This window comes from Cyclobacterium xiamenense (assembly GCF_042140265.1).
Taxonomy (GTDB): Bacteria; Bacteroidota; Bacteroidia; order Cytophagales; family Cyclobacteriaceae; genus Cyclobacterium; species Cyclobacterium xiamenense_A.
This window is the reverse complement of sequence record NZ_CP159481.1, coordinates 3,561,785-3,575,288: the sequence shown is the minus strand read 5'-3', so window position 1 is coordinate 3,575,288 and position 13,504 is coordinate 3,561,785. Positions and strand designations below refer to the sequence as shown.

15 protein-coding genes are annotated in these 13,504 nt (G+C 49.4%); 10 read left to right on the top strand and 5 right to left on the bottom strand.

Annotated elements, in window-relative coordinates; all coding sequences use genetic code 11:
• The first annotated feature begins 11 nt into the window (after positions 1 to 11).
• From ABWH99_RS14650 to ABWH99_RS14625, 6 genes are all read left to right on the top strand, one after another.
• Positions 12 to 392 carry a response regulator gene (locus ABWH99_RS14650; RefSeq protein ID WP_375582595.1) on the top strand — a complete coding sequence of 127 codons (381 nt, stop codon included), beginning with the start codon at positions 12 to 14 and terminating at the stop codon, positions 390 to 392.
• An 85-nt stretch (positions 393 to 477) separates the two neighbouring features.
• Positions 478 to 1,911, top strand: coding sequence for a BNR-4 repeat-containing protein (locus ABWH99_RS14645; RefSeq protein ID WP_375582594.1), 1,434 nt, complete (start codon positions 478 to 480; stop codon positions 1,909 to 1,911).
• A gap of 54 nt (positions 1,912 to 1,965) precedes the next feature.
• Complete coding sequence (locus ABWH99_RS14640; RefSeq protein WP_375582593.1) at positions 1,966 to 2,097, top strand: hypothetical protein; 132 nt, start codon at positions 1,966 to 1,968, stop codon at positions 2,095 to 2,097.
• Between the two features lie 47 nt (positions 2,098 to 2,144).
• A complete protein-coding gene (locus tag ABWH99_RS14635) occupies positions 2,145 to 3,614 on the top strand; it encodes a BCCT family transporter (protein WP_375582592.1) in 1,470 nt (489 codons plus the stop codon).
• Positions 3,611 to 4,312 carry a hypothetical protein gene (locus ABWH99_RS14630; protein ID WP_375582591.1) on the top strand — a complete coding sequence of 234 codons (702 nt, stop codon included), beginning with the start codon at positions 3,611 to 3,613 and terminating at the stop codon, positions 4,310 to 4,312. Before ABWH99_RS14635 ends, ABWH99_RS14630 begins: the two co-directional genes overlap by 4 nt.
• Positions 4,309 to 4,677, top strand: coding sequence for a hypothetical protein (locus ABWH99_RS14625; protein WP_375582590.1), 369 nt, complete (start codon positions 4,309 to 4,311; stop codon positions 4,675 to 4,677). The genes ABWH99_RS14630 and ABWH99_RS14625 overlap by 4 nt, the downstream gene beginning before the upstream one ends.
• 19 nt (positions 4,678 to 4,696) lie before the next feature.
• On the opposite strand, the gene ABWH99_RS14620 is transcribed toward ABWH99_RS14625, so the two are convergent.
• The 4 genes from ABWH99_RS14620 to ABWH99_RS14605 form a co-directional block, all read right to left on the bottom strand.
• The gene (locus ABWH99_RS14620) at positions 4,697 to 5,494 is read right to left on the bottom strand and encodes a hypothetical protein (RefSeq protein ID WP_375582589.1); all 798 of its coding nucleotides are present in this window, start codon (positions 5,492 to 5,494) and stop codon (positions 4,697 to 4,699) included.
• 31 nt (positions 5,495 to 5,525) lie between these two features.
• Positions 5,526 to 6,251 (bottom strand): MFS transporter, encoded by a 726-nt coding sequence (locus ABWH99_RS14615; protein WP_375582588.1) that lies wholly within the window; start codon positions 6,249 to 6,251, stop codon positions 5,526 to 5,528.
• Entirely contained in the window at positions 6,163 to 6,777 is a 615-nt protein-coding gene (locus tag ABWH99_RS14610) for an MFS transporter (RefSeq protein ID WP_375582587.1), read from the bottom strand. Before ABWH99_RS14610 ends, ABWH99_RS14615 begins: the two co-directional genes overlap by 89 nt.
• 99 nt (positions 6,778 to 6,876) lie before the next feature.
• Positions 6,877 to 8,415: a GH3 auxin-responsive promoter family protein gene (locus tag ABWH99_RS14605; RefSeq protein WP_375582586.1), complete on the bottom strand. Its 1,539-nt coding sequence runs from the start codon at positions 8,413 to 8,415 to the stop codon at positions 6,877 to 6,879.
• Between the two features lie 168 nt (positions 8,416 to 8,583).
• Between ABWH99_RS14605 and ABWH99_RS14600 the strand changes: the two genes are divergently transcribed.
• From ABWH99_RS14600 to ABWH99_RS14585, 4 genes are read left to right on the top strand one after another with little or no spacing between them, the layout of a single operon-like run.
• Complete coding sequence (locus ABWH99_RS14600) at positions 8,584 to 9,111, top strand: hypothetical protein (protein WP_375582585.1); 528 nt, start codon at positions 8,584 to 8,586, stop codon at positions 9,109 to 9,111.
• Between the two features lie 33 nt (positions 9,112 to 9,144).
• Complete coding sequence (locus ABWH99_RS14595) at positions 9,145 to 9,567, top strand: phosphoribosyltransferase (protein ID WP_375582584.1); 423 nt, start codon at positions 9,145 to 9,147, stop codon at positions 9,565 to 9,567.
• The gene (locus tag ABWH99_RS14590) at positions 9,564 to 11,432 is read left to right on the top strand and encodes a TonB-dependent receptor plug domain-containing protein (RefSeq protein WP_375582583.1); all 1,869 of its coding nucleotides are present in this window, start codon (positions 9,564 to 9,566) and stop codon (positions 11,430 to 11,432) included. Before ABWH99_RS14595 ends, ABWH99_RS14590 begins: the two co-directional genes overlap by 4 nt.
• A complete protein-coding gene (locus ABWH99_RS14585) occupies positions 11,429 to 12,460 on the top strand; it encodes an aldo/keto reductase (RefSeq protein ID WP_375582582.1) in 1,032 nt (343 codons plus the stop codon). The genes ABWH99_RS14590 and ABWH99_RS14585 overlap by 4 nt, the downstream gene beginning before the upstream one ends.
• Positions 12,461 to 12,511: 51 nt before the next feature.
• Here ABWH99_RS14585 and ABWH99_RS14580 read toward each other — a convergent pair whose 3' ends face one another.
• A complete protein-coding gene (locus ABWH99_RS14580; protein ID WP_375582581.1) occupies positions 12,512 to 13,450 on the bottom strand; it encodes a bile acid:sodium symporter family protein in 939 nt (312 codons plus the stop codon).
• Positions 13,451 to 13,504: the final 54 nt, after the last annotated feature.

Sequence of the window (13,504 nt, the reverse complement as noted above, 5' to 3'; positions counted from 1 at the left end):
ATAGGTAACAGGTGAAGATATTATTGGTAGACGACGACCCTATCGTCATTTTATTGCAGAAGAAGTTGATGGAAAAAGCAGGGATAAGCCATCCGGTCGCATCCTTTAACAATGGAGAGTCGGCCTTGGATTTTTTGGCGGAAAATGAGGGACTGAGCGAAGAATTACTGATGTTTCTGGATATCAACATGCCAGGTCTTTCGGGCTGGGATGTTCTGGATCGCTTGGAGTCAACTCAGTTTTCTGAGCTGTTAAAGGTAATCATCATTACCTCTTCCATTGAGTCTTCGGACAAACGACGAGCGGAACGTTACCCGCGAATCGTGGATTTCTGGGTTAAACCCTTTAGCATACAGGACTTTGTGATGCTTAAAGAAAGTTATCAGTTGTAGAGTTTCTGTGTAAAGCTTCTTGGGTTGCTAACATTTTTTAGCAGGAATATTTCCTTATTTTTGTTGTTTCATCGTTCTTTGGTCTATGAAACAGCTACATTCCTACCTCCTTTCCAGCTTATTCGTTATTTTTCTTTCTTTTGGGCAGCAGTCGCTTGCCCAAAAGAATTTTCCAGTGGGCAACGGTTACCAGGGAATTTGGTTTACTCTGGGCCAGTTTTCTGATTTTGGCGATAAATATTCCGGCGGTCTGGGTACCTACACGGCCAAGCACCGTCCGCTTGCCATTTATTCACCCGAGGTCAATCAAACCTTTTTTGTCTATGGGGGCACCCGATCTCCGCAGGAAAAGCACCTGCTATGCATGATCGGTGTATTTGACCACCGCACCGGCATGGTGTCAAGGCCGGTAATTGTGCACGACAAAGAAGGAGTGGACGATCCCCATGACAACCCCAGCCTGGCCATGGATGAAAAAGGATATCTGTGGGTATTTGTTAGCGGAAGAGGAAGACGGAGGATGGGGTTCAAATACCGGAGCAAGGAACCATACAGTGCGGCTGCCTTTGATCGGATCACCGAAGAGGAAATGACGTATCCGCAGCCAAAATACCTCGCTGGACAGGGATTTCTGAATTTGTTCACCAAATATACCGGGGTGCGCGAACTGTACATGGAAACCAGCCCGGATGGCGTGGATTGGTCTGAGGATCAGAAGTTAGTTTCTATCAAACGAAATGGAGATAAGAACGCGGGGCATTACCAGATTTCCGGGCAACACGGCAATAAAATTGGCTTTTTTTGCAATTGGCACCCCAATGGAAATGTGGACCTGCGAACGAATTTGTACTATTTCCAAACCACCGATTTTGGCAAGACCTGGACGGATAGTGAAGGAACGGTACTGAGTATTCCAGTAGTCAACCTGACGTCTTCGGGCTTGGTGAGGGAGTATTTTAGCCAGAAGCGAAACGTGTACTTAAAAGATGTCGGCTTTGATACGGAGGGGAATCCCATGGCCTTGTATGTGGAAGGAATCGGGCATGAGCCCGGTCCCGAAAACGGATTACGTAACTGGCACCTGGTGCACTGGGACGGCAGCAACTGGCAGGACCACCTGATCACCCAGTCGGACCAGAATTACGATATGGGAAGCTTGTGGATAAATGAAAACGAGTGGATGGTCATTGGGCCCACAGAAAACCGTCCGCAAGCCTGGGGAGCCGGGGGAGAGGTGCAGGTATGGAAAAGCTTCGACCAGGGGAAGAGTTGGGAAATGAGTCGTCAGCTGACCCGTGGTAGCAAGCGAAATCATAATTACATTCGAAGGGTCCAGCAGGGCTCCGATCCCTTTTATTACTTTTGGGCCGATGGCAACCCCAATGAGTTTAGCGAAAGCCATTTGTATTTTGGGGACAGCAAGGGCCGGGTATGGATGCTTCCCTATGAAATGGAACAGGATTGGGCTCGGCCCAAAAGGTGGCGTAACCACCTGTTTCATCGTTGGTTTTCCCGATAAATGCAACCCTTATCTCCTTTGAAAACATGATTCGTACGAATCAGTTGGTGACTCATGGCCCTGGCTGGTTCCAATGGGTTCGTAATCGATGGTGTTTGGACCAATGCGCAGCGGGTAGTTCCCGGTCAATTGTTTGATGGGGATGCCAGAATTGCCACCACAAAGAAACAAATGATTGGGAAGTAGTTTTAGCAATTGTGTATATTGGCAGGGATGAACCAATTCCAGCGCCTGTGAATGCGTACCGGCAACCGACTTTTCTGTATTCCCTGCTGGCGAGCCTGCTGTTTCTCCTGTTTGCCTTTTTATTTCCATCCGGATTCACCGAATGGTTGGAGGAGGTAGCCGGGGATACCCTTTTTTATTTTGGGGATTTTTACCTGCTCCTTGGTTTGTTTATGGTCCTGGTATTGCTAGTCATTGCCCTGTCTCCCTGGGGAAAAATCACGCTCGGAGAGGGTCCACTCGCCTATGGCTGGTTTTCCTGGATGGCCATGCTTTACAGTACGGGCATGGGGGCAGGATTGATGTTGCGCGCGGTGCAGGAGCCCGTATTTTATTTCACCCAGCCGCCACGGGCATCCGCTTGGAATCCAGAGGTATTTGCACTGGAATATACCTTTTTTCATTGGGGACTTACGCCATGGGCTTTTTATGGTATGTTTGGGCTGATCATCGGTTATCTGGTATACGGAAAGTCGCGGCGCATGCTCAGCTCTTCCATTTTAAATGAACGGTACCAGCAATCCTGGTTGACGGTTCCCATCGATGTGGTTACTATTCTTAGTACCTTATTCGGTGTGGTCGGTGCGGTTGGTCTGGGGAGCAGGCAGCTACTTGCCGGTTTTAGCGAAATTCTGGTACCGGTGGAGCTAAGTTATGTAAACAATGCGTACCTCGTTCTTTTTCTGGGATCCCTGGCGACCCTTTCGGCCTTTTCGGGGCTAAGTCGGGGCATACGCAACATTTCCCGATTTAACATTGGAATGGCCTTGTTTCTGTTGACCTTCACGTTGCTTGTCGGAGACACCTGGCACATGGCCGAAAACTTTGCCGCGGCACTTGGCGCCTATCTCTACGATTTTTTTCCGATGAGTATCAATGCCGGAGAAATGCGGGTATCCGAAGCTTTTTTGATGGACTGGACCTATTTTTACTGGGCATTTTGGCTTTCCTGGGCACCATTTACCGGGGTATTTATTGCCAGGATTTCTAAAGGCAGGACTTTTCGGGAGTTTATTTTTGGCGTGCTCCTGGTTCCTTCTTTCGGAACCTTCATTTGGTTCGCGGTATTCGGAAGCGAAGCCTTCCTGAACATCGGATTACCGGAAGCCTATCGGGGCCAGTTTGATTCCCTGTACCATTCTATTTTCGTGTTTTTCGAGGGACTGCCGCTGACAAAACTTCTGCAGCCTTTATCCCTTTTGCTGGTTTTTACTTTTCTTATTACCTCCATCGACTCGGCCATATTTGTATTGGGCATGTTTGCCGATAACGGGAATAACGAGCCTGGTAGAAGGAATCTACTCGTATGGGGATCAATCCTCGTTTTGTTTACAGTCGCCACACTCTTTATCGGCAAAGACCAGCTTTTGGCCGCTATTAGCCAATTGTTGATTGTCATGGCACTGCCGTTCAGCTGGATATACCTACTGATGATGGGCGCATTTCTCCGAATCCTCTTTAAAAAAAGTGTATCATGAGCCGGAACACGACCAATAGCTATCTCCCGCATCTGTGGTGCCTGTTGCTGCCCCTATTGGCATGCACCGCTAATAAGCGCAATGAAACCCTGCCTTCGTTGGATGGAGAAAAGCACCGTGGGGTTTGTTGGGTAGGGAGTCCCCATCCCCTGCAAGGTGGAGAATTGGCGGTCTTGTCCGAAACGGGCGCCAGCCACATCTCTCAGACTCCGTTTGGATGGCAAGCCGATATTTCGGCTCCGGAACTGCTATGGGAGACCCACCGGGACAAGATGTGGTGGGGAGAGTCCACCGCCGGATTGCAAGCAACCGTAGATTCGGCGGAGCGGTTGGGATTGAGGAGCATGCTGAAGCCACATTTGTGGGTACGCGGTTCCTGGCCGGGTGAAATTGCCATGAAAAGCGAAACGGATTGGCAACGCTGGTTTCAGAATTACCAAGAGTTTATTTTGTATTATGCGCGGTTTGCGGAGGAGAATGCTTTGCCTTTCCTTTGCGTCGGCACCGAATTGGAAAAAACCAGCCATCGAGAAAAGGAATGGAGGAATATTATCAAGGCAGTAAGGCAAGTTTATTCCGGTAAGCTGACGTATGCAGCCAATTTTACCGAGTACGAGAAGGTACGCTTTTGGGATGCGCTTGACTTTATCGGTGTGCAGGCCTACTTTCCGTTGGCCATGGGAACGGATCGCCCTTGAATCAGCTGCAGCGAGGTTGGGAACGAGTTCTGCCAACATTGGATAAAGTCAGCCGGAGCTTTCGTAAGCCCATATTGTTTACCGAACTTGGCTATTGCGATACCCGAGATGCCGCTCAGGAACCCTGGCTCTGGCCTAGTCAGCGTAAACATGCGAGCGTCTCCCAGGAAATTCAGGCACGCTGCTACCAGGCATTTTTTGAAGCCGTCTGGGACAAGCCCTGGTTTCAGGGGGTGTATTTCTGGAAATGGTACCCTCGCTCCAGGGAGTTGGTACCGGACTTCAGCCCGCAAAACAAACTGGCCCAGGGAGTGATGAAATCTTATTTCAAAGAAACGGACCGCTCAGATAACCGAAGCCGTTGATGCAAATTTCCTGCGAGAATTACTTCCATTCCCCTTTTTTCATTTTCAGTAAAGGAGAAGTTTTTCGGTGGACAAATCCGTGGATGCCGGCGATCAGCAGCAGAATTACCGCCACGGCGGCGGCCAATATCCCGATTGTAGGTGCTTGCTCCCATTTGCTCAGGGCGATAGCTGCTGTACCCCAGGCGCCAACCAGAGCCGCCTCCCGCATGTTTCGTTTCAGGGTCAGAAAAATATAAATCGCTGCCGCTACTACCAAAAGCAGAGCAGCCCAGAGGGTATCGGCTTCCGGCGCTCCGGAGAAACCTTCACTTTTAAGGACCACAGAGGCATTGAGTACGGTGGCCAATATCACCCATCCCGTGTAAATGCTAACGGGCCACCAAACCCAAAAGAGAATTCGCAGGGGTGCGTCGTCCAATTCGGCCCGAAAATTGATCACCAGTCGAATCAAGGCCAGCAGCAAACAAGTGATAAGAAGCAAGGAGAGCCAGAGGTGTCCGGAGGTCCAGGCCCAAACCCATAGCGCATTGCTCATATTCGCCAATGAAAACCAGATTCCGGCAGGTAGAAGGACCGAACCGGCGCTTCCAGTGAGATAGCTTTGCCACTGAAATCCAAGAAATGCCAGCCAGCCCAAGTAGATTACTCCCCAGATGGAAAAGGCATATCCCGCGGGGGTAAGTAAGGTTTGGTACCCGGCACTGACTTCGCCGACCGTGCTACCGAAATAGTCACCGGAGCTCCCCAGGTAGTTGAAAAGCAGCACGAGTAGAAAGGTGATACTATTGACAACTAATAACGGCAATGGTTTCATGATGGATTGATTTAACGGTTCGTAGTTGGGATTAATTTCTCTCCCAGATTAGCTCAGATTTTTTTATGGCACGGTACGTTCTTTTGCGCAGGAGTGGCAAACTTTTGGCATAATAGATCGCCAGTAATAATACGCCAATGCTTCCGAAAAACACGGTCAGTGGTGCGCCCACCCAGTCGCTGACCAAGCCAATTAAAAAGCTTCCCAGCGACAGAGAACCCATGAAGAGCATGATGTAAAAGCTCAATACACGACCTCTTTTCTCGTCCGGAGAAATTGTTTGAAGCAGCGTGTTGGATCCGGTAAATACGATAACCCTTCCCAACCCGGTCGTTACCAAGGCGAGCAAGGATATCCACAATATCGTACTAAAGGAGAAAATTGCAAGACCGAAGGCAAATAAAACCGTACCCAGAAGAATCAACTTGTCCAAGCCCAATGCATTCCGTTTGGTTCCCACAAAAACGGCACCAATAAGCGAACCGATGCCAACCGCACTGGTCATGTAGCCGAAAATGACCGCCCCTCCATCAAAAACATCTGCGGCGAATACTGGTAATACGACCATGTACGAGACGCCGACAAGGGTAAGCCCGGCCACAAAAAGGATAATGAAGCGAATGTGCCTGGTGGAAATGGCATAGGAGGCACCTTCGGCAAATTCTTTACTAAATCGCTTGGCCGGCGTTTTTTTCGAAATCGGGGCGGTAATCAATACCCGCAAAGAAAGCAACCACAGAAAAACTTGCCAATGCATAGATTAAAAAACAATAGCCTTCCCCGATGAGCGGAATCAATACTCCTGCCAGCGCAGGGCCCAATATACGGGCCGTATTGAATAGGGAAGAGTTCAGCGCGATGGCGTTGGTCAGGTAGTTTTTGTCCTCGACCAGATCGTTGACGAATGCATGCCTGGAGGGCATTTCCAGTCCGCTTACCAGTCCGAAAAGTATTTCCAACACGAGCAATGCCTGAAAACTAATCCAATCGAAAAGGGTCAGCAATGCCAAAATGGCCGCATTCACTGCGACGATTGATTGACATGCCATCAGTAAGCGGTGCTTGTTGTACCGGTCGGCCAACACACCCGCCACCGTGGAAAACAGAAAAGCCGATATCTCCCGCGAAAAGGATACCAGACCGAGCAGCAGAGCGGAGCCGGTAATACGGTACACCAGCCATCCCACTGCTACCTGCTTCATCATGTTGCCCAAGTTGGAAAAAGCCTGGCCTGCAAAGAAAAACCGGTAGTTTTTTGACGACAGTGACTTAAAAATCAGCATAGCTTTTGCAGGTTGTTCCTTTCCTTACGATTGCCGCATTCCAGGATCATCTGCTTAAATATAACGTTATTTTAAACAAAAAGCCTGTCGGAAACGGTTTCAGTGTTGCTGCAGGTACCCTTCCTGCTGTAAAAAGGATTCCCAATCCAAAAACATCGCTTCCTTCATTACCCGGGGGAATTTTGTCTGCCCTCCTTTTTTCTTTTGTTTTTCATTGTAGGCGATAAAGGCCTCTGCGGGGATGACAACCACCTCTACCGATTCCAGAGCCTTTTTTCGGGCAACCTCATAATTCTTATTGGCCTCTTTAAGGAATCGATCCAGAAACTCTGTGAGCTCCCGATGCATCGCCTTTCCGGATTCTTTTCCGAGGTACCAGCGATGCAAGTAAGTACTGTTTTCCTGCACCGCACTCACGGTGTATTCCGGAACAGCCAGCCCGAATTTCTCCTGAAGCGCTTCCATGGCCTGATCCATTTGATGAACACTTAGCTGGCTTCCTACTACATTCAGGAAAAACTTCGTGCGACCAGTTATTTTGATTTCCGCTTGCTCTTTGTTGGTAAAGGCCACCGTATCACCGATCAAGTAACGCCAGGCTCCGGCAACGGTAGAGATGATCAGGATATACTCGGTACCTTCTTCCACCTCCCCGATGGTGAGGGCTTTCGCATCGGGCCGAACGCTTCCGTTCTCATCGAGGTTTTCCGGAGTGAAAGGAACAAATTCAAAAAAAATGCCGTTGTCCAACACCAAGGCCATTGCATCCGTAGTAGGCCTTCGCTGAAAGGCAAGAAACCCTTCTGAAGCCAGGTAGGTGTCGATGTAAACCAGAGGATGCCTGAGGTTTTGTTCGAAACTTTTTCGATGAGGTTCAAATGCCACTCCTCCCGGCGTGTATACCGTTAGGTTGGGCCACAGGTCGTGGATGGTCGCTACCTGATGGTAGGCAATTACCCGCTTCATCATCAATTCAATCCAGGAGGGAATGCCAGAAATACTGCCGATGTCCCACTCTGTTGCTTGCTCGGCTATTTTTTCGATGCGCTCGTCCCAATCCTCTATGGCTGCAATTTCCGGGCCTGGCTTGTAGAAATTGCTAAACCAAAATGGAATCTGACTGGCACTGATACCGCTTATTTCCCCTTCCAGAAAATCCCCATTTTCGTTGAGGTCCGTGGAACTTCCCAGCATCATGATCTGCCGTTCGAAAAAGTCAGCGGGTAGGTCGTAGTTCGACAAGCTGATGATTTGCTGAATTCCGGTTTTACGAATGGCATCCAGCATGTCTTCCGTAACGGGAATGTATTTGCTCTTGCTGGTAGTGCCGGAACTCACGGCAAAAAAGCGATTGATCCCTGGCCAGGTGATGTCCCGGTGCCCTTCCCGAATTTTGCACCACCATTGTGCATAAAGGGTATCGTAATCGAAATAGGGTACTTTGGCTTGAAACTGGCGGATGGGGTTTTTGGCTTCGAGTAGAAGACCGAATCCGTGGTATTTCCCAAAAGAGGTATCCTTTGCTTTTTCCAGGAGTTCCTTCAATACTTTTTCCTGTTTTTCAATGGGGCTGGCTTCCGAATGTAGCTTTCCACCAAGCGCTATTGCTTTCTTTACAAGTTCTCCAATTACGGGCATAATAGTTTTACTAAAAGATATGAATCGATGGTTCCGGGGATAGCGGAACAATTATCAGACCAGAAATCTTTCCATGGCAAAGCACTGGAATGGACCGAATCTTCTGGCAAAGATTGTGCACGTGGAATTTTTTAATTACATTAAACCCAGCAAATTATCCAGATACTCATGATACATTCTATAAGTGAATATTACAAAAGCAGCCCCACGATTTTCGTGTTTATGACAGTGATGGCTGCTGTGTTGTTCCCCTTACTTGTGCACGCGGCCCCACCCATACAAGGTACTCCCCTGGGCGCGATTCTTTTGCCGCTGTTTTATGTGCCATTGATCGCGTTGGTTTTGACAGACAAGGTACCGGCCGTGCTGGCTGCCTTGGTTTCGCCTGCACTAAATTTTCTGATCACAGGAAACGAGCAATGGTCACTGCTGTTGATCCTGACGGTTGAGCTGACCGTTTTCACCCTGCTCCTTCAGTTTCTGCTTGCTCGGGGAAAATCGTATTGGGCAGTAATCACTGCGATTGTTCTCGCCAAATCGGTGGGAGCAGGGCTTGTTTTAATCTTTGGTCTGCTACCCGTAGCTCCCTTTGCCTATTTCAGCCAATCCTTATCTACCGGATTGCCAGGCATTTTGATACTTCTTTTGCTGGGTTATTTGTTGGTGGGCAGGAAAAAAAAACCAAGCGGTACCTGAAAACCAGCGCTTACCTGGCCTTAATATGAACGCATGTCGGAAAAACTGGATATTTCTTTTGATGCCATCAGTGAAGCGCTACACGGATTTCCTTTTCCGGAAGTAGACCTGGTGCTGGGAATCGCCCGGGGCGGAATAGCGCCTGCTTGTATGATTGCACATCAGTTGGGAGCTGCGTTGAAAATCGTTCGTATCAGCCACCGAAACGATGCCAACGAGCCGCTTTACCAGGAGCCCGTGGTCGTGAGTGATTTTGACTGGGATTTATTTAGTCACCACCGGATTTTGATTGTGGACGACGTGTCGGTCACCGGTAAAACGCTCGCTGTAGTGAAAACGCGACTCTCCGGTCACGAAGTGCATACCTTTGTTTTGAAAGGTACTGCAGACTTTGTCTTGTTTCCGAAAGTAAAATCCTGCGTAGCCTGGCCCTGGAAAAACGCCATCGATGCATGAGAAACGTGCCGTTTTACGCCCTGTTATTGCTCTGTATAGGTTGGTCTGCCCTTGCTAATGCGCAGGAACCTGATTCGCTTGGCATGTCGCTGGATCAGGTTGTGGTTACCGGCACCCGTTCGGCGCGTGCTGCTTCTCAGGTTTCGGCCAGTATTTCCATCATTGATCGGGACCAGTTGGAGCAATCCTCTCATATCAACGTCTTGCCTTCCATCGTCCCCCACGTTCCGGGACTCATGCTCAATGACCGGGCTACGGTGGGCTACGGGGTAGGGCCCGGATCGGGTGGAAACCTGTCGATTCGGGGTATCAGCGGCACCCCCAATAACCGGATTTTGGTGCTTATTGACGGGCAACCTCAATTCATGGGAATATTCAGTCATCCCATTGCCGATGCCTATCATGCGACAGACATCGAACGAGTAGAAGTGATTCGCGGAGCCGCTTCCGTGCTCTATGGCAGCAACGCAATGGGAGGAGCAATTAATCTAATCACTGCCAATACCCGATCCCCCGGCTGGTCGGGTCAGGTTGCAGGCACCGCGGGATCTTTTGGTACCCGAACCCTGTCTGGAAAGCTTGCTTTTCAGTCCGAAAGATGGGAATCGCTCGTTTCATTGAACCACGGCGCGACCGATGGTTTCAGGGATGATGCCGCAGACGGTTTTTCCAATACCTCCTTGTTTTATAAACTGACCCATCACCTGCAGGAAGGACTGACCCTGACAGGAGATCTGCAATTGTCGGACGCCAGCTACCAGCATCCGGGTACACTGGAAGCACCGCTTTCTGACGATCAAAGGGATTACCGGAGGGGCAGGGTAGCGTTGGGAGTAAGAAATGACGGCGAAAAAGCATCCGGAGCGGTGTTAGTGTACCACAATTTTGGAGAACATCGCTTTGCGACCGGGTTTCAATCCGTAGATTTTAATCAGGGCTTGTCCCTGTATCAAAATTTAAAATTGGTACCGGGTCAAACCCTTACCTTTGGTGTAGAGCATAGCCGCTTTGGGGGAGAAGCCAGCAACGACCAACTTCCGCCAGCCGCAGCGGTCGGACTGGATGATCCGCACCGGGTGAGGCAGACGGAGGTGTATGCCCAGGTTCAGCAGACATTTTGGAAGGATCTGCACCTTAATGCCGGTGTTCGCGAGGTATACAATTCTCAGTTTGGAAACACGACGGTACCCGGATTTGGTCTTTCGTACGAAGCAAATGCTCGAAACGTGTTCAAGGCATCCTCTTCCAAAGCATTTAGAAGCCCCTCGGTGGTGGATCTTTTTCTGTTTCCTCCGTCCAACACGGAACTTCGCCCCGAGTCCCTGTGGAATCATGAATTAGGGTTCCTTCGCAGCTTTTCAGGAGGCAAATGGGAGCTGGAGTTCGTGGTATACTATACCAAGGGAGATAACCTCATACAATTGGACATAGCGGGCGGTGTGCCAGGAAACAGGAATACAGGGACATTTCGAAACAAGGGCCTGGAAAGTCAGATCCATTACCGCCCAAGGGGAGAGTTGGCGTTTATTTTTAGCTATAATTTTGCAGATGTGTCTGAAAATGTATTGTTTGCACCCAGGCATTATTTGAAATTACAAACGATCGGACAGGTCGGGAAATTTCGCTTTGTGCCCTTTGTGCAGCAGGTCTTTGGTCTTCGCAATTCGTTGGACAGAGAAGCCGAATCCGAAACCTACAGCTTGCTGAATCTTCAGGTCAATTACCAGATTAGCGACAGGCTACGCGCCCACATTCTGGGAAATAATTTGTTTGACAGTCAGTACCAGTTGGAAAACGGGTATCCCATGCCGGGAATAAACATGGCTGCAGGAATAAACTATCAATTTAAATCCAAAAACAGATGAAACGGGAAAATGAGAAAGACAGACGCTCCTTTATAAAAACCCTGGCAGGCTTGACCGCGGGGATCATGTTGCCAATGCAGGTACCTGGCTTAAAGGCAGGGGCGTTGGAAGGCAAAGAAACGAAGGCCCGGGTGACGGATCGGTGGGGAGAATTACTTCCGCAACGAAAGTTTGGAAATACAGGCGAGGCGGTGACCATGCTTGGTCTGGGAGGAGCACATATTGCGCGCATGCCGGAAACCGAAGCGGAACGGACGATTGAACGCGCCATTGAAGGGGGTATCCGTTTCTTCGACAATGCAGAATCTTATGGGAATGGTCGAGGTGAGGAGCGTTATGGAAAGTACCTCAGTCCTAAATATCGGGATGTAGCCTTTATTCAGAGTAAATCCACGGCAAGGGATGGCAAGACCGCGCAGGCGCATTTGGAAGGTACCCTGCGGCGCCTTAAAACCGACTACCTGGATTTATGGTTGATCCACGCCGTCACCAGTCCCTCGGATGTAGACGGCCGTATTTCAAACGGAGTATTGGATGTGGTGCAACAGGCGAAAGAAAGCGGTAAAGTCCGATACATCGGGTTTTCGGGACATTCTGATTTCAACGCTCACTTGCGCATGTTGGAGCGGACCGATGTGCTTCAGGCTTGTCAGATGCCAATCAATGCGTTTGATCCAAATTACAAAAGCTTTATAACCAACGTCATGCCTCGGTTGGTCGAGAAAAAAATGGCTCCCATGGCCATGAAAACGCTGGCCAACGGCGGATTCTTTGGTGGGACCTCCCATTTTAATCATGGGGACAAACCGAAGATTATTCCCCATGCGCTGAGTGTGGAGGAAGCCGTGCATTTTTCCTGGTCCCTTCCCATCAGCGTGTTGATCACCGGCGCAGATAACGCGGATATGCTTACAGAAAAAATAAATTTTGCGAAAAGCTTTACTGCCTTCGATGCCGCCAAAAGGGACCAATTGGTAGAGAAAGTAGCAGGTTTTGATGGTCGGTTGGTAGAGTACTACAAGGTTTAACGAACGGAGCGGCCCCTACAAATCCGATGCGGCGGTCGGTTGGGTTTTTTCTTAGGCTCCGGGGCTGGAAACAGCCGTTTTGTACTTCCATGCCGTAGCTACCAGTAGTCCCGACAGGATGTGCCAGATTCCCCACCAGCCGGCAATGATCGACATGCCTCCAAGGCCCTCAAAATAGGTAAATATCAAAACCAGCGCCAGGCCTGAATTTTGAATACCGGTTTCTAGGGTAAGTGTTTTGGTTTCCGCCAGGGGCAGACCGCCAACTTTTGCCAGCGAAAAACCTGAGGCCAGTGCCAGCAGGTTGTGCAGTAGCACGATTCCGAAAATAAGGTCAATTACCCGTGTAAACAGTTCAAAATTACTGTAAAAGGCCACAATGACAATCGCAATGAATACGAGGACACTCAAAGGTTTCAGTGCGGACGCCATTTTCCTTGCCGGTAGCGGCCATTTTTTATTGACGTAGATACCCAGAGCAAGGGGAACGCCCAGAATTAGCCCCACCGTCTGCAATACCTCGGTATAATCCAGTTGGATTCGGGTAAGGAGTTCGGCAGAAGGGCCGTACAAGCCCGACCATAGTGCAAAATTTAGCGGGGTCAGCAGGACGGATGAAAGGGTGGCAAAGGCGGTTAGACTAACCGATAGGGCTGTATTTCCCTTCGCCAGGTGCGTAAGAAAATTGGAAATATTCCCTCCCGGACAGGCGGCAACCAAAAACATACCCAGTGCCACACTTGGAATCGGTTGTATCACATGTACCAGCAGGCAGGTGAGCACAGGCAGCAGAAGAAACTGGGCGGTGATTCCCAGAAAGAAGGGTTTGGGGTACCGCCAAATTCGTTGAAAGTCTCCAAGCCGAATATCCAGGGCAACGCCAAACATGATGACGGCCAGGGAAAGGTTCATCAGAAAGAGGGAATCTCCTTCGAAGTGTATCTGCAATTGGTCCAATTCCTCCATGTCCAAATGAGTAATGAAATCCAAAATTAATCGAAATTTGCGAAGTGCTTGGTCAAATTCTGTTGTGATAAGTTTTTC